This is a genomic window from Pseudomonas sp. FBCC-B545 (assembly GCF_059134095.1).
In genome coordinates, this window is record NZ_CP101441.1 from 755,843 (window position 1) to 775,783 (window position 19,941).

Annotated in this window: 18 protein-coding genes; 4 read left to right on the forward strand and 14 right to left on the reverse strand. The window is 61.2% G+C overall.

The features are described from left to right. Positions 1-110: 110 nt before the first annotated feature. From NMB39_RS03570 to leuS, 5 genes are all read right to left on the reverse strand, one after another. Positions 111-1,436 (reverse strand): lytic murein transglycosylase, encoded by a 1,326-nt coding sequence (locus NMB39_RS03570; RefSeq protein WP_124356331.1) that lies wholly within the window; start codon positions 1,434-1,436, stop codon positions 111-113. Between the two features lie 62 nt (positions 1,437-1,498). After that, complete coding sequence (gene arfA, locus NMB39_RS03575) at positions 1,499-1,663, reverse strand: alternative ribosome rescue factor ArfA (RefSeq protein ID WP_003176285.1); 165 nt, start codon at positions 1,661-1,663, stop codon at positions 1,499-1,501. A gap of 144 nt (positions 1,664-1,807) precedes the next feature. Then, positions 1,808-2,845: a DNA polymerase III subunit delta gene (gene holA, locus NMB39_RS03580; protein ID WP_057024457.1), complete on the reverse strand. Its 1,038-nt coding sequence runs from the start codon at positions 2,843-2,845 to the stop codon at positions 1,808-1,810. A gap of 39 nt (positions 2,846-2,884) precedes the next feature. Next, on the reverse strand, positions 2,885-3,490 hold the full coding sequence (locus NMB39_RS03585; RefSeq protein WP_494339627.1) for an LPS-assembly lipoprotein LptE: 606 nt from the start codon (positions 3,488-3,490) through the stop codon (positions 2,885-2,887). An 89-nt stretch (positions 3,491-3,579) separates the two neighbouring features. Beyond that, positions 3,580-6,186 carry a leucine--tRNA ligase gene (gene leuS / locus NMB39_RS03590; RefSeq protein WP_494339626.1) on the reverse strand — a complete coding sequence of 869 codons (2,607 nt, stop codon included), beginning with the start codon at positions 6,184-6,186 and terminating at the stop codon, positions 3,580-3,582. A gap of 261 nt (positions 6,187-6,447) precedes the next feature. On the opposite strand from leuS, the gene NMB39_RS03595 reads away from it, so the two are divergent. Then, positions 6,448-6,765: a hypothetical protein gene (locus NMB39_RS03595; RefSeq protein WP_198719085.1), complete on the forward strand. Its 318-nt coding sequence runs from the start codon at positions 6,448-6,450 to the stop codon at positions 6,763-6,765. Positions 6,766-6,866: 101 nt separating this feature from the next. Continuing rightward, on the forward strand, positions 6,867-7,628 hold the full coding sequence (locus NMB39_RS03600; RefSeq protein ID WP_057024461.1) for a YdcF family protein: 762 nt from the start codon (positions 6,867-6,869) through the stop codon (positions 7,626-7,628). Between the two features lie 125 nt (positions 7,629-7,753). Here the strand turns inward: NMB39_RS03600 and lnt are convergent, their stop codons facing one another. The 5 genes from lnt to miaB all read right to left on the reverse strand — a co-directional run bounded on the left by lnt (position 7,754) and on the right by miaB (position 13,182). Next, positions 7,754-9,277: an apolipoprotein N-acyltransferase gene (gene lnt, locus NMB39_RS03605; protein WP_057024462.1), complete on the reverse strand. Its 1,524-nt coding sequence runs from the start codon at positions 9,275-9,277 to the stop codon at positions 7,754-7,756. Between the two features lie 8 nt (positions 9,278-9,285). After that, a complete protein-coding gene (locus NMB39_RS03610; protein WP_010206772.1) occupies positions 9,286-10,125 on the reverse strand; it encodes a CorC family transporter in 840 nt (279 codons plus the stop codon). A 42-nt stretch (positions 10,126-10,167) separates the two neighbouring features. Then, positions 10,168-10,626 carry an rRNA maturation RNase YbeY gene (gene ybeY, locus NMB39_RS03615; protein WP_057024463.1) on the reverse strand — a complete coding sequence of 153 codons (459 nt, stop codon included), beginning with the start codon at positions 10,624-10,626 and terminating at the stop codon, positions 10,168-10,170. Then, the gene (locus tag NMB39_RS03620; RefSeq protein WP_043047963.1) at positions 10,619-11,623 is read right to left on the reverse strand and encodes a PhoH family protein; all 1,005 of its coding nucleotides are present in this window, start codon (positions 11,621-11,623) and stop codon (positions 10,619-10,621) included. The genes ybeY and NMB39_RS03620 overlap by 8 nt, the downstream gene beginning before the upstream one ends. Positions 11,624-11,853: 230 nt before the next feature. Next, the gene (miaB, locus tag NMB39_RS03625) at positions 11,854-13,182 is read right to left on the reverse strand and encodes a tRNA (N6-isopentenyl adenosine(37)-C2)-methylthiotransferase MiaB (protein WP_057024464.1); all 1,329 of its coding nucleotides are present in this window, start codon (positions 13,180-13,182) and stop codon (positions 11,854-11,856) included. A 130-nt stretch (positions 13,183-13,312) separates the two neighbouring features. Here miaB and NMB39_RS03630 point away from each other — a divergent pair, with 130 nt between their 5' ends. Then, positions 13,313-13,639 carry a DUF1820 family protein gene (locus NMB39_RS03630; RefSeq protein ID WP_003194436.1) on the forward strand — a complete coding sequence of 109 codons (327 nt, stop codon included), beginning with the start codon at positions 13,313-13,315 and terminating at the stop codon, positions 13,637-13,639. Between the two features lie 38 nt (positions 13,640-13,677). Here NMB39_RS03630 and NMB39_RS03635 read toward each other — a convergent pair whose 3' ends face one another. The 4 genes from NMB39_RS03635 to NMB39_RS03650 form a co-directional block, all read right to left on the reverse strand. Further along, positions 13,678-14,232 carry a tetratricopeptide repeat protein gene (locus NMB39_RS03635; protein WP_057024465.1) on the reverse strand — a complete coding sequence of 185 codons (555 nt, stop codon included), beginning with the start codon at positions 14,230-14,232 and terminating at the stop codon, positions 13,678-13,680. Between the two features lie 226 nt (positions 14,233-14,458). Next, positions 14,459-15,742, reverse strand: coding sequence for a glutamate-1-semialdehyde 2,1-aminomutase (gene hemL, locus NMB39_RS03640; RefSeq protein WP_057012857.1), 1,284 nt, complete (start codon positions 15,740-15,742; stop codon positions 14,459-14,461). 11 nt (positions 15,743-15,753) lie between these two features. Then, positions 15,754-16,383, reverse strand: coding sequence for a thiamine phosphate synthase (thiE, locus tag NMB39_RS03645; RefSeq protein ID WP_057024467.1), 630 nt, complete (start codon positions 16,381-16,383; stop codon positions 15,754-15,756). 32 nt (positions 16,384-16,415) lie between these two features. Next, on the reverse strand, positions 16,416-17,213 hold the full coding sequence (locus NMB39_RS03650) for a hydroxymethylpyrimidine/phosphomethylpyrimidine kinase (RefSeq protein ID WP_198719091.1): 798 nt from the start codon (positions 17,211-17,213) through the stop codon (positions 16,416-16,418). A 275-nt stretch (positions 17,214-17,488) separates the two neighbouring features. Between NMB39_RS03650 and NMB39_RS03655 the strand changes: the two genes are divergently transcribed. Next, positions 17,489-19,888: a hybrid sensor histidine kinase/response regulator gene (locus NMB39_RS03655; protein ID WP_494339625.1), complete on the forward strand. Its 2,400-nt coding sequence runs from the start codon at positions 17,489-17,491 to the stop codon at positions 19,886-19,888. Positions 19,889-19,941: the final 53 nt, after the last annotated feature.

Genomic DNA, 19,941 nt, shown 5'->3' on the forward strand with positions numbered 1-19,941 from the left:
TACAGTCTGCTAAACCGCAATCGGGGGCAAGCCCCCTCCCACATTTTTGGAATGCATTCCAAGTGTGGGAGGGGGCTTGCCCCCGATTGCGGTAGTCGCCATAAGTCAATCTACCGGCCTTGCAGGGATTCCAGCAACTTCACCGTCGGATACCCATCCGCCGGCCAGCCCAACGCCTGCTGCGCCGCTCGAATCGCCTTGCGCGTGTTGGCGCCGATAATCCCATCCGCATTACCCGCGTCATAACCCTTGGCGCTGAGCGCCGTTTGCAGGTCGATACGCTGTGAGCGGCTCAGCGGCAGCTCATCTTTGGGCCAACTGCCACGAATCACACCGCCGCCGCCAAATCGCTCCGACAACAGGCCAACTGCCAGCGCATAGGATGACGAATTGTTGTACTTGAGGATCGCGCGGAAGTTATCCAGTACCAGGAATGCCGGGCCGCGGTAACCCGCCGGCAACAGCAGGGCGGCGGACAATTGATCGACGTTGGCCGGCAGGCTCACACCGGGTGGCAACTCAATCCCCAGTTGCAGCCATTCGGCAACACTCTTGCGCACGCCACCATCGGCAAGGCTGTAATCGAAGCCCGAGGGAAGCGGCTGCACTTCAACACCCCAAGGCTGGCCTTTTTGCCAGCCGGAGCTTTGCAGGTAATGCGCAGTGGAGGCGAGGGCATCGGACGGGCTGTTCCAGATATCACGGCGACCGTCACCGTCGAAGTCCACGGCATGGGTGTTATAGGTGGTCGGGATAAACTGGGTTTGGCCCATTGCACCGGCCCATGAGCCTTTCATCTGGTCGGCCTGAATATCGCCATGCTGGATGATCTGCAGTGCCGCCAGCAGTTGCGCCTGGGCAAAGGCCGGGCGACGGCCTTCGTAGGCCAGGGTGGCGAGGGAGCGGATCACCGAGTTGTTGCCCTGGAACGCGCCGAAGTTGCTCTCCATGCCCCAAACCGAGACCAGCGCCTGGCGGTCGACACCATAGCGCTGCTCAATGCTTTGCAGGATATCGGCGTACTTGACCAACAGCGCCTGGCCATTACGCACGCGCACTGGTGACAGGGCGCCGTCGAGGTATTCCCACACAGGGCGGGAAAACTCCGGCTGGCTGCGGTCGGCGCGAATTACCGCCATATCAGGGGTGACGCCAGCAAAGGCGTTATCGAAGACGTCAGCTGTGATCCCGGCCTGCAGGGCTTGCGCACGAAAGCCCGCCTGCCATTCGGCGAAGGTCTGGGTCGGTTGGATGTCAAGATTGTCCACCGCCAGCGGGGCAACGACGGCTGGCGCGATGGCCGGTGCGGTCTGGAGCTTGGGCAGGGGTTGCGCATCCGCGGCGGTAGGTTTTTCCGCGCAGGCGACGAGCAGAATGAGGCTGGAGGCAGCGATCAATTGGCGAAGGTGCCAACGACGAGAAAGACTAGAGGGCATGCACAGGTCCAGGGGGTTACAAATCAGGTATAGACCTTATCATGCCAGAGGGGCGCTTGCCTTCAGGCAGCCAGAAAGTAAGAAGCCTCCCAGCTATTAGACTGGAAGGCTTCGCGGCGGTAGCTGCCTTTGCCCTTGCCGGCGCGTTCCTGGCGGCTGCGGAACAAGGGCTGGGCGATGATGGATTTAGCCTTGTTGGGGCCATGCTTGGATGGCTTTTTGCTCATGATGGTTCTCTCGCTAGGGTGTGGAATGGAGCGGTGCAAATCATCTGCCGAAGTTGCCCGGCTGTAAAGCCTGACGACATGTAGGAAAGGTACGCGGTCGAATGTGGGAGGGAGCAAGCCCCCTCCCACAATTGGATCGGTGGGTTATTCAGCGGGCAGCGTCAGGCGCTGGCCGGCCATCAACAGCGACAGACGGCTCAGGCTCATCCACGGCGAGCCGGCGGCCTGGCCCTTGATCTGGGCGTCGATGCGCTGGGCTTCCAGCAACAGTTGCGCCCAGCGTTGCGCCGAGTGCCGTTGCAGAGCTTTGCTCATCAGCGGTTTGCGCTTGTCCCACACCGGAGGCCTGGCCTGGCTGAAACATTTATCCAGGGGTGTGCCCTGGCTGTATTGCAGGGCAATGTTCGCCAGTACCCGCAACTCCCGAGCCAGGGCCCAGAGAATCACGGGCGGTTCCACCCCTTCGCCACGCAGGCCTTCGAGCATACGCAGGGCGTGGGCGGGCTCGCCGTTGAGGATCGCATCCACCAGGCCGAACACATCAAAGCGAGCGCTGTCAGCGACTGCGCCTTGTACGGTTTCGACAGTGATCTGACCATCCTCGGCCATCAGCTTGAGCTTTTCGATCTCCTGGGCGGCGGCAAGCAGGTTGCCCTCGACCCGGGCGGCGATCAGCTCTACGGCATCTTGTGTCGCTGCCAGCCCCGATTGTGACAAGCGCTGACGAATCCACTGCGGCAACTGGTTGCTGTCCACTGGCCAGATCTGGATGAACTGGGTCTGTGGGCCTTCTACCAGCGCCTTGCCCCACTTGGTTTTCTGCGCACTGCCGTCAAGCTTGGGCAGGCTGACGAGCAAGATCGTGTCTTCGGCAGGACGCGAGCAATATTCCATCAACGCCGCCGCACCTTTGTCGCCCGGCTTGCCCGAGGGCAGGCGCAGTTCCAGCAGGCGCTTTTCGGCAAACAACGACATGCTGGCGCCGGCCTGCAGCAATGTACCCCAGTCGAAACTGGCGTCGGCGCTGAAGACCTGGCGTTCGTCGAAGCCTTGCTGACGTGCGGCGGTGCGGATCGCGTCGGCCGCTTCCTGGCACAGCAGCGGGTCATCGCCGCTGACGATATAGACAGGCGCGAGGCCACCTTGCAGGTGCTTGGCGAGTTGGGCAGGGGCAAGTTTCATAGACGGGTCGAACGGGGCGCCAGGGGCGCCCCGCCTGGCTTACTCGACTGGGACTTCAACAGGCGATTGTTTCGGCGTGTTGTCTTCATACTCTTGCGCGGCTTTCAGGGCATCGGCATCAGCCTTGGCCTTGTTGTCGGCGGTTTGCTGCAGGGCGGCCAGCTTTTCCGGGGTCAGCATTTGCAGGCGCGTCATCATGCGCTGGATCAGCTCGCGACGCATTTCCTTGCGCACCTGGAGGGTCTCGGAGTCTGAACCCACCAGGTTGTTGCCGTCGTGGCTGACAACCTTCTGCACCTGGATCTTGTCACCCATCAGCGGCAAGTTATCGCGGCCTTGTACTTCGAAGTAGAGCGCAGTGTTCAACTCGACATCGGACGCACGGCCGGCACTGGCGTAGCTGATATTGCGCTGGGTTTCTTTCTCATCCGTCAGGATCAGTTTGTAGGTCGCGCCGTTGTACACATGCACGCCGCTGTTTTCCAGGGTCTGGCGCAGCTGGGTCACGGTCTCGCCATAGGCGTTGCGGGCGCTGACGTCGAGTTCCTTGAGCGACAGCTCATTGGTACCGGTGCCACGCAGCTGGAAGCCGCAAGCGCTCAACAGCACGGCAAGGCCCATAACCAGCAGATTGCGTTTGATCATTTTGTTGCTCCCCTTGAAACCATGTGGGCCATATCGAGGCCCTAAAGGTTTAGTTCGGCGCAGGGCCCAAGCCCCGCGCCCGATCCGATTTAGCTGGCGACGATGTTGACCAGTTTGCCGGGCACCACGATCACTTTGCGGATCGTCAGGCCTTCGGTAAAGCGCAGCACGTTCTCGTTGATGCGTGCAGCGGCCTCAACCTCTTCACGGCTGGCGCTGGCCGGCATGTCGATCTGGCCGCGCAGTTTACCGTTGACCTGGATGACCAATTGCAGCGTGTCCTGTACCAGGGCGCTTTCATCCTGCACTGGCCAGGCGGCATCGATTACGGCGCCGCTGTGGCCCAAACGGCTCCACAGTTCATGGCTGATGTGCGGCGTGATCGGTGCGAGCAACAGAATAACTGTTTCCAGGCCTTCCTGGATCAGCGCGCGGTCAAGTTCTGTAGCTTGCGGGGCTTTCTCCAGCACGTTCATCAGCGTCATCACCTGGGCGATGGCGGTGTTGAACTTGTGGTGCTGCCCTACGTCCTGGCTGGCCTGGCGGATGGCCAGGTGGGTGCTGCGACGAATGGCTTTCTGCTCGTCGTTCAAGGCCGCGACGTCCAGCTTGCCCGGCAAGCCCTGGCTGACATGGGCATGGGCCAGGCGCCAGACGCGCTTGAGGAAGCGGTGCGAGCCTTCGACGCCGGAGTCGGACCATTCGGCGCTCATGTCAGGCGGCGAGGCGAACATCATGAACAGGCGGCAGGTGTCGGCGCCGAACTGGTCGATCATCGACTGCGGGTCGACACCGTTGTTCTTCGACTTGGCCATCTTCTCGGTGCCGCCGATCTCCACCGGCAGACCGTCGGATTTCAGCTTGGCACTGATCACTTTGGCCTTGCTGTCACGCTCGAGCTCGACATCCGCCGGGTTGAACCAGGTGTAGGCACCATTGGCTTCGCGGCGGTAGTAGGTCTCGGCGATCACCATGCCCTGGGTCAGCAGGTTCTTGAACGGCTCATCGGAGCTCACCAGGCCTTCGTCGCGCATCAGCTTGTGGAAGAAACGCGCATACAGCAGGTGGAGAATGGCGTGTTCGATGCCGCCGATGTACTGGTCCACCGGCAACCAATGGTCGGCTGCGGATTTTTCCACCAGGCCGCCTTCATAGTGCGGGGAGGCGTAGCGGGCGTAGTACCACGAGGACTCGACGAAGGTGTCCATGGTGTCGGTTTCACGCTTGGCCGGCGCGCCGCATTTCGGGCAGCTGCACTCGTAGAACTCCGGCATGCGCGCCAGCGGCGAGCCGGCGCCATCTGGCACGACATCTTCCGGCAGCACGACAGGCAGCTGGTTCTCCGGTACGGGCACGTCGCCACAGCTCTCGCAGTGGATGATCGGGATCGGGCAACCCCAGTAGCGCTGGCGGCTGATGCCCCAGTCGCGCAGGCGGAACTGGGTGCGCGAGGCGCCGAGGTTCTTCTTGATCAGCGCGACTTCGATAGCGTCGAAGGCGCCTTGGAAATCCAGGCCGTCGAACTCGCCGGAATTGATCAGGGTGCCGTGCTCGCCATAGGCGTCCTGCCATGGTGAAGGGTTGGTGTCGCCCGAGCTGGTGCGCACCACAGACTTGATCGGCAGGTTGTATTTGATGGCGAATTCGAAGTCGCGCTCATCGTGGGCCGGCACCGCCATGACGGCGCCGTCGCCGTAGTGCATCAGCACGTAGTTGGCGACCCAGACCGGCAGTTTGTCGCCCGTCAGCGGGTGCTCGACGAACAATCCGGTCGGCAGGCCTTTTTTCTCCTGGGTGGCGACGTCTGCTTCGGCCACGCTGCCGCCTTTGCATTCGGCGATGAATGCCTGCAGCTCGGGGTTGTTCTGTGCAGCCTGGGTGGCCAGCGGGTGTTCGGCGGCCACTGCGACGTAGGTCGCGCCCATCAGGGTATCCGGACGGGTTGTAAAGACCTTGAGTGCACCGGCTTCGCCGATGGAATCGACGTTGTACGGGAACTGTACTTCCATGCCCTTGGATTTGCCGATCCAGTTGCGTTGCATGGTCTTGACCTGTTCAGGCCAGCCCGGCAAGTCATCGAGGCTCGACAAGAGTTCATCGGCGTAGGCGGTGATCTTGAAGTAGTACATCGGGATTTCGCGCTTTTCGATCAGCGCGCCGGAGCGCCAGCCGCGACCGTCGATGACCTGCTCGTTGGCCAGTACGGTCTGGTCGATCGGGTCCCAGTTCACGGTGCCGCTTTTTTTGTAGATCACGCCTTTTTCGAACAGGCGAGTGAACAGCCATTGTTCCCAGCGGTAGTAGTCCGGCTTGCAGGTGGTCACTTCGCGGGACCAGTCCACCGCCAGGCCCAGGCTGCGCAGCTGGGTCTTCATGTAGGCGATGTTTTCGTAGGTCCACTTGGCGGGGGCCACGTTGTTTTTCATCGCGGCGTTTTCCGCCGGCATGCCGAAGGCGTCCCAGCCCATGGGTTGCAGGACATTCTTGCCGAGCATGCGCTGGTAGCGGGAAATCACGTCGCCGATGGTGTAGTTACGCACGTGCCCCATGTGTAGCTTGCCGCTGGGGTAAGGGAACATCGACAGGCAGTAGTAAGTCTCCTTGCCTGGCTGTTCACTGACTTCAAAGGACTTCTGCTCGTCCCAGAACGTTTGGGCGGCATTTTCTATTTCACGGGGCTGATATTGTTCGTGCATGGCTACTTTTGAACTGGATAGGGGTGGCCTAATCCTCTTCGGTGCACTGTCCGGGTTGTTCGACACCAAGAAGCGGCGCGTCCGTGCCCAAACCCTGCGGGAAGTGGAGTTACAGGAAGCGCCGTAGCATACATGACCCCACTCTATCGAGGGAAACCCTGATTGCGCGGCAAGGGCCGTCTGTCGCGGCAGCGGGCAGGCGCAGCAACGGGGGCTACGCTGTTTATTGGGGAGCAAGTATTTCTTCAATGAGGTGAGGGGATGGTTGAATCGCAGCGAACTTTAACGAAACCGCAGTTGTATGAGGGATTGATCGACCGTTTGGGTCGGGCATTGGATGCCGCAAGAACCGCAGGCCGATTGCGTGATGAACGGCCTCTGGAGCTGGAGTTGCGAGGCTTGAGCCAGGCGGAGCTTGAACTGATCAAGAACTACCTGGAGTTGAATCACAACCGCGCCTCTCATGGGCAGGCCTCCCCGCCAGCCCAAGAGCCTCTTCGTTCGGCCAAGGTTGTCTGGCTGAAGGATCTGGCGGCCGGTCGCGACCCGGAAAAATCCCGGTCCGTACGGTGCAAGTGAAGCACAGTGCCATCCGTTAATTTTCTCGAAACAGGCTGGTAAAGAAAGATTGTCGCTCAACCCCGTTGCATCTAGGCTTCGGGCATCTTTGGAGATGCCCGATGCCTTTTCGTTATTTCATTAAGCAATTGTTGTTGCCGCCCGGTATTTTCTTGCTGTTGCTGGTTCTTGCCTGGTGGTTTCGTCGCAGTCGCCCGCGCCTGGCCGGATTATGTTTTGCCCTCGGACTGGGCGGGATGTGGTTGATCAGCCTGCCGGTGATGGTGCAATGGGGCGCTCGTGCCCTCGAGACTGAGCCGCCTTTGGCTCGCGAAGACTGGGCTACGCTGGCCCAGCGGGCCGATGCAATTGTGGTGCTGGGCTCGGGACGTGAGCGTGGGGATATTGCCTGGGGCAGCGACCAGCCCACCGGCATTGGCTTGGAGCGTGAGCGTTATGCGGCGCGACTGGCCAAGGCGTCAGGTTTGCCGGTGCTGACCAGTGGCGGCTTGCACTACGGCACGCCGCCCAGTGAGGCCGAGATGATGGCCGTGTCGATGCAGGATGACTTCGGTGTCAGCGTGCGCTGGAAGGAAGAGCGTAGTCGTACCACTTGGGAAAACGCCCAGATGAGCGCTGAGATTCTATTACCGGAAGGTATCAAGCGTGTGGTGGTGGTGACTCAAGCCTGGCACATGCCGCGTTCGGTGTGGAGCTTTGAGAAGGCCGGTTTTACTGTGGTGCCCGGGCCGGTGGGCTTTCTGGGCGTAGACCACGGCCGGCCGCTCGGCGGCTGGATGCCGGAGGTCAAGGCGGTGTGGCAGAGCGGGCAGTTGATCAATGAGGCGGTGGGGCAGGTGGGATACCGGGTGTTTTATCAGTAACACCGTAGGATAAAAATGTGGGAGGGGGCTTGCTCCCGATAGCAGTGTGTCAGTCAGTACATTTGATACTGACACTCTGCTATCGGGAGCAAGCCCCCTCCCACATTTGTTTGGTGTTTGTCCGGTTAGACGGTTTTGGACATCCGGCCAGCCAACAGGGCCCAGCCAAACAATGCCAAGCACACAATGATCAACGGCCACGAACGCCACTGCAGGTACGGCGTGAGGTTATGCATCGGCACCACTTCGCCGTAGAGAATGCCACGCTCGAATTGCGGGATCTGTGCGGTGATCTGCCCAAACGGGTTGATCAGCCCGGTCACGCCGTTGTTGGTGGCGCGGATCATCCAGCGCCCGGCTTCCAGTGCACGCATCTGCGCCATTTGCAGGTGCTGCAATGGGCCGATGGAGCGGCCGAACCAGGTGTCGTTGCTGATGGTCAGCAGCAAGTCGCTCTGGGCCGACAGGCCGGCAGCGAATTCCGGGTACACCACTTCATAGCAAATGAACGGCGCAATCTGATAGCCCTTGGCCTGAAGCATGGCCTGGTCTGAAGGGCCGCGGGCGAAGTCCGACATCGGCAGGTCGAAGAACGCAATCAGCCCGCGCAGCATGTCCTGCAACGGCACGTATTCGCCAAACGGCACCAGCTTTTGCTTGAGATAGGTGCCGTCACCTTCGCCGACTACGGTAATGCCATTGAAGTAACGCTTCTCATGGTGCACTTCCTGGCGAATCGGTACCCCGGTAATCAGCGCGGTGTTCCGGTCGGCGGCAAACTTGCCCATCATGCCCAGGTAGCCCTCGACCGACTCCTTGAGCACCGGCACGGCGGTTTCCGGCCATACCAGCAGGTCGACACGCTTGGAGCTCAGGCTCATATCGCGGTACAGCGCCAACTGCGCATTGAGCTGCTGGGGGTCCCACTTCATGCTTTGCTCGACGTTGCCCTGGATGGCGGCGACGCTCAGGGGATCGCCGGAGGGCGAGGTCCAGGCGTGGTGCTTGAGCGCCAGGCCGATAGCCCAGGGGGCGACCAGCAACACCAGGCCCGCACCAATGAAGGCGTTGCGCTTGCTTGCCAGCAGGCGCGGCAGGTTGCACAGCAGGGCTGCCGTGAGTGCCAGGGCGAAGGAAATCAGCCACATTCCGCCCAGCGGCGCGAGGCCGGTCAGCGGGCCGTCGAGTTGGCTGTAACCGGAGTACAACCAGGGGAAGCCGGTGAGGAACCAGCCACGAAACGCTTCCTGGCCAACCCATAACGCGGCGAAGGTCAGGGCATCCGCCAACGGCGCTTCATTGCGGCGCAGCCAGCGCGCCCACAACCAGGCGGGCAGGGCAAAGAACCAGGCGATGGCGGCGGTAAACAGCAGCATCAGGAACCCCGCCAGCAACACCGAAGCGCCGCCGAAGTGGTGAATGCTGTAGTAGATCCAGCTGGTGCCGGCGCCAAACAGGCCGAAACCGAAACACCAGCCGCGGCCCAGGGCCTGGCGGGGGGTCAGCTCCCGCAGGCCGATATAGAACAGGCCGACCGCTACCAGAGCCAACGGCCAGATATCGAACGGCGCCAGCGCCAGGGTAGTGATGGCGCCGGCCACCACGGCCAGCAAGTTACCGGGCCAGCCGGGGCGGTTCAGGCGCTGCATGTCATTCCTTAGCGGGCAATAGGTGTCAAACGGATCAGATGGATACGACGACTATCGGCATTCAAAATGCGGAAGCGATAGGCGCCAATCTCGGTGGTCTCGTTACGCTTGGGCAGATGCCCGAACGCACTCATCACCAGGCCGCCGACCGTGTCGAACTCATCGTCGGAGAATTCGCTGTCGAAGAACTCGTTGAAGTTTTCGATTGGCGTCAGCGCCTTGATCAGGAAGTCACCGCTGGGCAGCGGCTTGATGTAGCTGTCTTCTTCGACGTCGTGCTCGTCTTCGATGTCGCCGACGATCTGTTCCAGCACGTCCTCGATGGTCACCAGGCCCGCCACGCCGCCGTATTCGTCGATCACAATGGCCATGTGATTGTGGTTGGCGCGGAATTCGCGCAGCAGCACATTCAGGCGCTTGGATTCAGGTACGAAGGTGGCCGGACGCAGCAGGTCCTTGATGTTGAAGCTGTCGCCGTTCTCCTTGAGGATCAGCGGCAGCAGGTCCTTGGCCAGCAGGACACCCATGACGTCGTCATGGCTTTCACCGATCACCGGGTAGCGCGAGTGCGCCGAGTCGATTACGGCCGGGAGGAATTCCCGTGGGGTCTGGGTCGCCTTGATGCTGATCATCTGCGAACGCGGGACCATGATGTCCCGTACTTGCAGGTCAGCCACCTGAATGGCGCCTTCGACGATGGCCAGCGCTTCGCTGTCCAGCAACTTGTTCTGGTGGGCCTCGCGCAGCAGCTCCAGCAGCTCCTGGCGGTTTTTCGGCTCGTGGGCAAAAGCCTGGGTCAGTTTACCCAGCCATGACTTCTGCCCGTTGCTCGATCGGTCTTCGCTCATAGCGATTACTCTAAATCCTTTGATATGACAGTTGAGTGTTGATCAGTTTTCGTCGTCTGCATAAGGGTCACGGTGACCCAGTTCTGCAAGCAACGTTCGTTCCAGTGTTTCCATTTCTTCGGCTTCATCATCGTCTATATGGTCGTAACCCAAGAGATGCAAGCAGCCGTGGATGACTAGATGGGCCCAATGGGCCTCAAGTTCCTTGCCTTGTTCCTTCGCCTCACGCTCGACCACCTCGACGCAGATCACCAGATCGCCCAGCAACGGGATATCCAGCAGCTCATCCGGTACGTCGGCGGGGAAGGACAGCACGTTGGTCGCGTAGTCCTTCTGGCGCCAGGTGTGGTTCAGCTCGCGGCCTTCGGGCTCGTCCACCAGGCGAATGGTCAGTTCCGAGTCGGCAGTGCGTTGGCGCAAGGCCAGGGTGCACCACTGACGAAACTGTTCTTCGCTGGGGGCGGGCGCTTCGGTGGCCAGCTGCAGGTCTAGCTCAAGCATCGCGGTGAACGTCCTTGGCCGGAGCGTCGTCCTTGTGGTCGAAGCGCTCATAGGCCTCGACAATGCGCTGCACCAGCGGATGGCGCACCACGTCCTTGGGCATGAAGTGCGTAAAGCTGATGCCCGGCACGTCCTTGAGCACCTCGATCACCTGAGCCAGCCCCGACTTGGTGCCCTTGGGCAGGTCGACCTGGGTGACGTCACCGGTGATCACGGCAGTGGAGCCGAAACCGATACGGGTGAGGAACATCTTCATCTGCTCGACGGTAGTGTTCTGGCTTTCGTCGAGGATGATGAAGCTGTTGTTCAGGGTACGGCCACGCATGTAGGCCAGCGGAGCGATCTCGATCACCTGGCGCTCGATCAGCTTGGCGACGTATTCAAAACCGAGCATCTCGTAGAGTGCGTCGTAGAGCGGGCGCAGGTACGGGTCGATTTTCTGGGCCAGGTCGCCGGGCAGGAAACCAAGCTTTTCGCCGGCCTCGACCGCCGGGCGCACCAGCAGGATGCGTCGCACCTGCTCGCGCTCCAGGGCATCGACCGCACAGGCCACGGCCAGGTAGGTCTTGCCAGTACCGGCTGGGCCGATGCCGAAGTTGATGTCGTTGCCGAGGATTTCCTTGACGTACTTCTGCTGATTCAAGCCACGTGGGCGAATCATGCCTTTTTTGGTACGCAGGGCCACGCTGGCTTCGGCCACCGGGTTGTTGGCCAGGTCTTCCACGGCGGACTCCTGCAGGTACAGGTGCACCGTTTCCGGCGACAGCTCACTGCCCTTGGTCTCGCGGTAGAGGCGACGCAGCAGGTTTTCTGCAGACGTGGTGTGTTGGGGTTCACCAATGAGTTCGAACTGATTGCCGCGGTTGCGGATCTCGATGCTCAGGCGTTGTTCGATCAGGCGCAGGTGCTCGTCGAACTGTCCGCACAGGTTGGCGAAACGGCGAGCCTCAAAAGGCTCGAGGAGAAAACGATGGGGTTCTGCTATGGGTGCGTTCAAGGTTGCTTTTAGCCGCCCTTTGGCTGATGAGGTGAGAGAGAGAATAACGCCAGGCGCCGGTGTGCGAAAGCACTTAAATAGACTGGCCCCACTCTCGATAACCATGAAGAACTCCTGTGGGAGCTGGCTTGCCTGCGATAGCGGTGGGTCAGTTGGCGCATATGGCACTGATACATCGCTATCGCAGGCAAGCCCGCTCCCACATTTTGATCTTCATCCGGTCCGCGAGATCAGTTGATCAGCGAGCCGCGCAACGAGTGTGGCTGCGCCGCATCGATATGCACATCGGCAAACTGGCCGATCAGGGTGGGGTCATCGCAACGGAAGTTGACGATGCGGTTGTTCTCGGTACGGCCCTGCAATTCACCCGGGTCCTTTTTCGAGTAATCCGTAACCAGGATGCGCTGGATCGAACCGACCATTTGTCGGCTGATCTCGAAACCCTGTTGGTTGAGGCGATGTTGCAGCGCGTTCAAACGCTCCTTTTTCAGCGCTTCCGGGGTTTCATCCAGTAGGTCCGCGGCAGGTGTACCTGGGCGTTGGCTGTAAACAAACGAGTAGGAGAAGTCGAAACCGACGTCCTCGATCAACTTCATGGTCTGTTGGAAATCTTTCTCGGTTTCGCCCGGGAAACCAACGATAAAGTCCGAACTGATGCAAATGCCCGGTACTGCGGCGCGCAACTTGCGCAGCTTGGATTTGTATTCCAGCGCCGTGTGGTTGCGCTTCATCGCCGACAGGATGCGGTCCGAGCCCGATTGCACCGGCAAGTGCAGGTGCTTGACCAATTCCGGCACTTCGGCGTGGGCCTGGATCAGGCTGTCGGAAAACTCCAGCGGGTGCGAGGTGGTGTAGCGGATGCGCTCGATGCCATCGACGGCGGCGACCACGCGGATCAGCTCCGCCAGGTCGGCCAGGCGCCCGTCGTGGGTCAGGCCACGGTAGCCGTTGACGTTCTGGCCCAGCAGGGTCACTTCACGCACGCCGTTTTCAGCCAGGTGGATGATTTCCGACAGTACGTCGTCAAACGGCCGGCTGACTTCTTCACCGCGGGTGTAGGGCACCACACAGAAGGTGCAGTACTTGCTGCAGCCTTCCATCACCGACACGTAGGCGCTCGGCCCGTCGATGCGCGGTTCGGGCAGATGGTCGAATTTCTCGATCTCCGGGAACGAAACGTCCACCTGGGGCAGCTTGGTGATGCGTGCGGCGTCGATCATGTCAGGCAGGCGGTGCAGGGTTTGCGGGCCGAAGACCACGTCGACATAGGGCGCACGATCGCGGATCGCAGCGCCTTCCTGGCTGGCCACGCAACCGCCGACGGCGATCACCATGTCCGGGTTGGCCAGTTTCAATTCGCGCCAGCGGCCCAGCTGGGAGTACACACGGTCCTGGGCCCGCTCGCGGATCGAGCAGGTATTGAGCAGGATCACGTCGGCATCTTCGGCGCGGGCGGTGACTTCCAGGGCCTGGTGTTCGCCCAGCAGGTCGACCATGCGCGAGCTGTCGTACTCGTTCATCTGGCAACCGTGGGTTTCGATATAAAGCTTCTTGGCCATGGGTATCGTCAACTGGTGGTAAAGAACCGCGCATTATAGGGGGCATGCCCATCGGTTCCTAGCGCTGTGCATCGGGTGCCATGCTATAGTTCGCGCCCTCTTTTATATCCCCATGTGTTCCGCGCCCACCATGACCAAACGTGAAGCTCCAATCTACAAGGTGATTTTCCTTAACCAGGGCCAGGTGTTCGAAATGTACGCCAAGCAGATCTATCAAAGTGATCTGTGGGGCTTCCTGGAAGTGGAAGAATTCGTCTTTGGCGAGCGCACCCAGTTGGTCGTCGACCCGGGCGAAGAAAAGCTCAAGGCCCAGTTCGAAGGCGTGGTGCGCAGTTTTGTGCCGATGCATTCGATCGTACGCATCGATGAAGTCGAGCGCCTGGGCACGCCGAAGATCAGCGAGGCGCGGGGCACTAGCAATGTCATGCCGTTTCCGATGCCGATGCCTGAGAAGTAGGGCGTTAGACCGATGGCAATAGAAGGGGCTGGCCGAAATCAGGGCAGGGGTGAGAAGGGCGAGCGCCCATCGGCACTCTGCAGTTCCTGCAGGTAATTGCGGAAAATCTGCCCCAGCACTTGGGTGGCCACTTCCAGCTCATCGCGCTGCATGTGCTCGGCAACTTCGTCGGCAGTATCCAGTGCGTCTTCGGCACCGTTGACTGCGGCCATTTTCAGCACGATGTACGCCTGGACGTTATTGGCCGGCACGCCTTCGCCGCGGAAGAACATCTTACCCAGCTGGAATTGCGCCTGGGCATGGCCCTGCAATGAGGCTTTCTCGAAGTAGCTCAACGCTTTGTTGAGGTCGAGGGCCGGGTTCTTGCTGTCGTGGTAGTACTCGCCCAACTCGTATTGCGCCTGCGCATCCCCGTCATCAGCCTGTTTCTGGCACGCGCTCAGCGCTTCGGCCTGGCTGTCTGGCTGGGTATTGAGGGTGCAGCGACCCATCGCTGGGATTAACAACGAGTTGCCGCCTGCCTGGGCATGTGCCAGCAGCGGCTGAAGGAGCAACAGGCAGCCCAGAACCAGGGTGCGGCCGGTGCGTTTCATGGGAATCGACTTACCTCTGACGGGGCACGCGGACCCTCGGGGGAGTCCAATCAGCGCGCATTATGAAATAAGCAGGCCCCTGCTTACAAAGTCTTTACTCGTTTTTCTGCTGCTTGGGCAAGATATCTGCCGGTTTGTAGGATAATTCTCGAAAAATGCAGGAAATATCTGTAGGCAAAGTAGCAAATCTGACGCTGCCTGGGGCAACGTCAGTGAGTGCCGTCAGTTATTTCAGGGCCGCGAAGGCGCGTTCGGCAGCATCGAGGGTCAGTTTCAGCTCGGCTTCGCCATGGGCGATCGAGGTGAACCCGGCTTCGAAGGCACTCGGCGCCAGGTACACGCCGCCTTCCAGCATCAGGTGGAAGAAGCGCTTGAACAGGTCGGCATCGCTGCCCATCACGTCATCAAAGGTGACGATATCGTCGGCACCGCTGAAGTACAGGCCGAACATGCCGCCAGCCTGGGTGGTGACAAACGGGATACCGGCGGCATCGGCGCGTTGTTGCAGGCCGTCGAGCAGGCGGGTGGTGTAGTCGGTCAGCTCGGCATGGAAGCCCGGGCGGCTGATCAGGCGCAGGGTGGTCAGGCCGGCGGCCATCGCCAGCGGATTACCCGACAAGGTGCCGGCCTGGTACACCGGGCCCAGGGGAGCGATGTGCTGCATGATCTCGCGCTTGCCGCCGAAGCAGCCTACTGGCATGCCGCCACCGATGATCTTGCCGAAGGTGCTCAGGTCCGGCGTAACGCCGTAGTGCGCCTGGGCGCCGCCGAGGGCGACACGGAAACCGGTCATCACTTCGTCGAAGATCAGCACCACGCCGTGCTTGTCGCACTGCTCGCGCAGGCCCTCGAGGAAGCCCGGGGCCGGCGGTACGCAGTTCATATTGCCGGCAACCGGCTCGACGATGATGCACGCCACGTCCTGGCCGACTTCGCTGAGCATCTGCTCGACGGCGGCGATGTCGTTGAACGGCAGGGTCAGGGTGTGCTTGGCGAAGGCTGCCGGCACACCGGCAGAGTTCGGCACGCCCTGGGTCAGCGCGCCGGAGCCGGCTTTCACCAGCAGGCTGTCGGAATGGCCGTGGTAGCAGCCTTCGAACTTGATGATGTTATCGCGGCCGGTGAAACCCCGGGCCAGGCGGATGGCGCTCATGGTGGCCTCGGTGCCGGAGCTGACCATGCGCACCATTTCCATCGACGGCACGATCGCGCAGACCAGGTCGGCCATCTCGGTTTCCATGGCGGTCGGCGCGCCGTAGGAAAGGCCGTGTTGCAGCTGCTGGCGCACCGCATCCAGTACGTCCGGGTGACTGTGGCCGAGGATCATCGGGCCCCAGGAGCCGACGTAGTCGACATAGCGCTTGTCATCTTCGTCGGTGACATAGGCGCCTTCGGCATGCTTGAAGAACAACGGCGTGCCGCCCACGCTCTTGAACGCACGTACGGGGGAGTTCACACCGCCGGGGATGTGTTTCTGGGCATTGGCAAACAGGGTTTCGGAACGGGACATGATCGGGCTCTCTAAGCTGAATATTTAAGAAGGTCGTTGAAGGCGCGGGCGCGGCGCGTGACTTCCTGGGTACTGTCGGCACCGAACAGGCCGTGCACCACCGCCAGCAGGTCGGCCCCGTGGGCCACCAGCGGTTCGGCGTTGTCCAGGGTGACGCCGCCGATCACGCAGATCGGCAGCTGCAAGCGCGCGCGGGCCTGGGCCAGCATTTCAACGGTGGCGGCAGGTGCGCCGGGTTTGGTCGTTGAATTGAAGAAGCGACCGAAGGCGACATAGCTGGCGCCTTCCCTGGCTGCCTGTTCGGCCAGTTCGATCTGGTCGTGACAGGTGGCGCCGATGATCGCCTTGGAGCCCAGCAGTGCACGGGCCGGGGTCAGTGGGCCGTCGGTCTGGCCCAAGTGCACACCAACGCCCAGGCGCGCCGCCAGCTCGGCGTCGTCGTTGATGATCAGTTGGGTCTTATAGCGGGAACACAATTCGTGCAGTTTTTCCGCTTCACGCAGGCGCCGCGCTTCGTCGCTGCTTTTGTCACGGTACTGCAACAAGGTCACGCCGCCGTCCAGCGCTGCTTCGACGTAGGCGAGGAACTTGCCGGCCAAGAGCTGGCTGTCGGTAATGGCGTAAAGGCCACGTAGTTTCATCGGGCAAGCCCCTTGTTGTGACAGGCGATAGGTTACGAGCAGAAATCCAGCGGCAACCGACGCGGCACGTACTGGCCCTGGCCGAGTCGCTCGGCGTCACGCAGGGTGCGCCAGGTGTAGTTGAGGGCCGATTGCACGGCGCTGGCCAAGCTTTCGCCCTGGGCGATGCGACCGGCCAATGCACTGGCCAAGGTGCAGCCCGAACCGTGATAGCTGCCTGGCAAGCGCTGGCAGGTAAAGGTGCGGCGCGTGCCGTCGCGGCTGTACAGGCGGTTGTGCACTTCATGCTCGTCGCCATGGCCACCGGTGATCAGCAGGTGCTTGATGTACGGCAACAGCTTCTCGGCGCACTCGTCCGCGCTGCCGTCGGGCAACTCGGCCAGGATGCGGGCTTCCGGCAGGTTGGGCGTGGCGATCAACGACAGTGGCAACAGCCGTTCGCGCATTGCGTAGCCGACTTCATCCTTGCCCAGGCTACCGCCGCCGCCGGCGCGCAGCACCGGATCGCAGACCACCGGCAGATGCGGGTGCGCCTGCAGCAGTTCGACCACGGTGTCGACCATCGCGGTGGAGCCGAGCATGCCCAGCTTGACTGCCGCCACTTCGGAGTCGCTGAGCACGGCATTGGCCTGGGCCATGACCCACTCGCGATCAAGCACGCGGAAGTCACTGACATTGACCGTATTCTGCACGGTCAGGGCGGTGACGGCCGCAGCGGCGTGGCAGCCCTGGGCGAGCAGGGCTTCGATATCTGCCTGCAGGCCGGCGCCACCACTGGGGTCGTGGCCGGAGAGACAGAGGACAACGGGGCGAGAGCTGTAGATATTCATGGTGCGCGAGCTTACCACCAAACGCTTTTTGCGTGGCCGTCTGGCGATGGTTGAAGTCTGCCCGCAGTTACGACGTTTTTCTGCGGCTCGAAGCTGCAGTTTAAATGCTGAAAGCCTTGATCTAGAGCCTTTCAAAAAAATATTTCAATGCTGTCCAATGGCCTTTAATGGCTATGCTAAAGTGCACCCAAACAACTTACTGTATCGCCGGTGTACGTCTTCTCAAAAGGAATGGGGGGCTTTTGACACAGCCGGGCAGGCCACGCTGGGGCTTTATGCGCTATTTGCTGATCTTTATCTTGTGCGGGCTGCCGATGCTCGCCAGCGCCGTCGAGTTCCACCCGGACACGCGAAGCCTGCCGCTGGGCCGGGTCATGCAAGTGCTGGAAGACCCCACCGATACCCTCACCATCGCCGATGTCAGCTCCCCCGCCTACGCCGCCCAGTTCAAGACCCATGACAAAGCCACCCTCAACGCCGGTTATTCGCGCTCGGTGTTCTGGCTCAAGGTCAACCTGCATTACACCGCCAAGGACCCTCGTGCACCACGCGCCTGGTTTCTGGAGCTGGCCTATCCGCCGCTCAATCGCCTGGACCTGTACCAGAGCGACGACACCGGTAGCTACCGCCTGACCGCCCGGACCGGCAGCGCCTTGCCGTTTTCCAGCCGTGAAGTGAGCCAGAGCAACTACCTGTTCAAGCTCAACTTCCTGCCCGACCAGCAACAGACGCTCTACCTACGCTTGCAAAGCCAAGGCTCGATCCAGGCGCCGTTGACGTTATGGGCGGGTACGGCATACCTGGAAGAACAGCCGCTGCGCCTGTATGTGCTCGGGGCGATTTACGGTGTGTTGCTGGGCATGTTGATCTACAACCTGTTCATCTACCTGAGCGTGCGCGACACCAGCTACCTTTATTACATCCTCTATATTGCGTCGTTCGGTTTGTACCAGCTCTCGGTCAATGGCGTCGCGGTGCAGTACTTCTGGCCGAACAACCCATGGTGGGCGAATGCGGCGGTGCCGTTCCTGATCGGTTCGGCGGCGTTGTTCGGCAGTCTGTTCGCCCGCAGCTTCCTGCACACCGCGCAGCACAGTCGCTGGCTCAACCGGATGCTGCTGGCGCTGGCAGCCTGTGGTGGGTTGGTGATGGCGCTGGCGCTGCTGACCAGCTACGCCGTGGCCCTGCGATTGGCCACGGGCCTGGCGCTGGTATTTACCGTGACCATCTTTGTCGCCGCCATCAAGGCTTGGTACTGCGGGCAGCGTATGGCGCGCTACTTCATCATCGCCTGGTCGGCATTCCTGCTTGGCGGGGTGGTCAACACCCTGATGGTGCTGGGCTACCTGCCTAACGTGTTCCTGACCATGTATGCCAGCCAGATCGGCTCGGCCATTGAAGTGGCGCTGCTGTCCCTGGCCTTGGCCGACCGCATCAACGGCATGCGTGAGCAGCAGGCGCAAATCCTCTTCGACGCCAGCCAGAAGCTCGAGGCGCTCAACCAGCAACTGGCCCGCAGTAATCGCCTCAAAGATGAATTCCTCGCCACCCTGACCCACGAACTGCGTACGCCGATGAACGGTGTGATCGGTTCTCTGGAGCTGATGCAGACCGTCCCCCTGGCCGATGATCTGGCGCAGTACCAACAAACCGCCGCCGGCTCGGCACGGGACATGATGCGCATGGTCAACGGCATCCTCACCCTGACCGAACTGCAGGCCGGCCGCCTGGTGGCACAGCCCCAAGTGTTCAGCCTGCGGGGGGAGCTTGATACTTTGCGCCAGCAGTTTACCGCCAGTGCCCAAGCCAAGGGCCTGGAGTTTTCCATCGACGTCGCGGATGAACTGCCGGACCGCGTTATCGGCGATGCGGGCAAGCTGCTCCAATGCCTGGATTGCCTGTTGGACAATGCGTTCAAATTTACCCATATAGGTGTTGTGCGCTTGCGTGTGGTCGGTGTGCCCCAAGCGGATGGCGGACTGCACCTGAGCTTTATCGTGACCGACACCGGTATCGGTTTTGCCTTTCTAGACGAGGCCACGCTGTATCAGCGCTTCTTCCAACTCGACGGCTCGACGACCCGTGAATACGGTGGCCTGGGCATTGGCTTGGCGATTTGCCGGCAGTTGATTGAACTGCAGGGCGGGCGTTTGACCCATCATTCGGAGCCGCGCAAAGGCAGCCGCTTTCAGTTGGAATTGGACGTCGGCCTTGCGCCTGGGCAACTCAGGCAGAGCGCGCCGGTGCACCACGCCCAACGTTCGCCCCATGAATGCAAGGTGCTGCTGGTGGACGACAACAGCGTAGGCCAGTTGGCGGTGCGTGGCATGCTGCTCAAACTGGGCTACCGGGTCAAAACCTTGGTTAACGGCCCGGCCGCACTGGTAGAACTGCAGGGTGAGCGTTTTGATGCAGTGCTGCTGGACATACCTGAAGGTGGTTTCTCGTTGTGCTGTCAGATTCGTGCTTTGCCCGGCTGCGGTGAGTTGCCGGTGATCGCCCTGAGTAGCTCGCCCGATGGGCCGGAACGTGAGCGTTGCCACGGCATCGGCATGACCGATCGCCTGGCCAAACCCCTGCGTTTCGACGCCTTGCAGGCCGTGCTGGAGCGCCATGTGCTGTGCACGACAGAGGGCGAAAGCGCCGAACATTCGGCGGGTATGCCACTTTTTTGAGCGTAAGGTCGGTGCTTAACTGAAATAACCGGCCTCAATCGAACGGTGCCTTG

What these genes read in the sequence shown, in the direction of transcription:
- NMB39_RS03570 (WP_124356331.1), bottom strand. Translation starts at nt 1,436, where the DNA reads ATGCCCTCTAGTCTTTCTCGTCGTTGGCACCTTCGCCAATTGATCGCT.
- arfA (WP_003176285.1), bottom strand. Translation starts at nt 1,663, where the DNA reads ATGAGCAAAAAGCCATCCAAGCATGGCCCCAACAAGGCTAAATCCATC.
- holA (WP_057024457.1), bottom strand. Translation starts at nt 2,845, where the DNA reads ATGAAACTTGCCCCTGCCCAACTCGCCAAGCACCTGCAAGGTGGCCTC.
- NMB39_RS03585 (WP_494339627.1), bottom strand. Translation starts at nt 3,490, where the DNA reads ATGATCAAACGCAATCTGCTGGTTATGGGCCTTGCCGTGCTGTTGAGC.
- leuS (WP_494339626.1), bottom strand. Translation starts at nt 6,186, where the DNA reads ATGCACGAACAATATCAGCCCCGTGAAATAGAAAATGCCGCCCAAACG.
- NMB39_RS03595 (WP_198719085.1), top strand. Translation starts at nt 6,448, where the DNA reads ATGGTTGAATCGCAGCGAACTTTAACGAAACCGCAGTTGTATGAGGGA.
- NMB39_RS03600 (WP_057024461.1), top strand. Translation starts at nt 6,867, where the DNA reads ATGCCTTTTCGTTATTTCATTAAGCAATTGTTGTTGCCGCCCGGTATT.
- lnt (WP_057024462.1), bottom strand. Translation starts at nt 9,277, where the DNA reads ATGCAGCGCCTGAACCGCCCCGGCTGGCCCGGTAACTTGCTGGCCGTG.
- NMB39_RS03610 (WP_010206772.1), bottom strand. Translation starts at nt 10,125, where the DNA reads ATGAGCGAAGACCGATCGAGCAACGGGCAGAAGTCATGGCTGGGTAAA.
- ybeY (WP_057024463.1), bottom strand. Translation starts at nt 10,626, where the DNA reads ATGCTTGAGCTAGACCTGCAGCTGGCCACCGAAGCGCCCGCCCCCAGC.
- miaB (WP_057024464.1), bottom strand. Translation starts at nt 13,182, where the DNA reads ATGGCCAAGAAGCTTTATATCGAAACCCACGGTTGCCAGATGAACGAG.
- NMB39_RS03630 (WP_003194436.1), top strand. Translation starts at nt 13,313, where the DNA reads ATGACCAAACGTGAAGCTCCAATCTACAAGGTGATTTTCCTTAACCAG.
- NMB39_RS03635 (WP_057024465.1), bottom strand. Translation starts at nt 14,232, where the DNA reads ATGAAACGCACCGGCCGCACCCTGGTTCTGGGCTGCCTGTTGCTCCTT.
- hemL (WP_057012857.1), bottom strand. Translation starts at nt 15,742, where the DNA reads ATGTCCCGTTCCGAAACCCTGTTTGCCAATGCCCAGAAACACATCCCC.
- thiE (WP_057024467.1), bottom strand. Translation starts at nt 16,383, where the DNA reads ATGAAACTACGTGGCCTTTACGCCATTACCGACAGCCAGCTCTTGGCC.
- NMB39_RS03650 (WP_198719091.1), bottom strand. Translation starts at nt 17,213, where the DNA reads ATGAATATCTACAGCTCTCGCCCCGTTGTCCTCTGTCTCTCCGGCCAC.
- NMB39_RS03655 (WP_494339625.1), top strand. Translation starts at nt 17,489, where the DNA reads ATGCGCTATTTGCTGATCTTTATCTTGTGCGGGCTGCCGATGCTCGCC.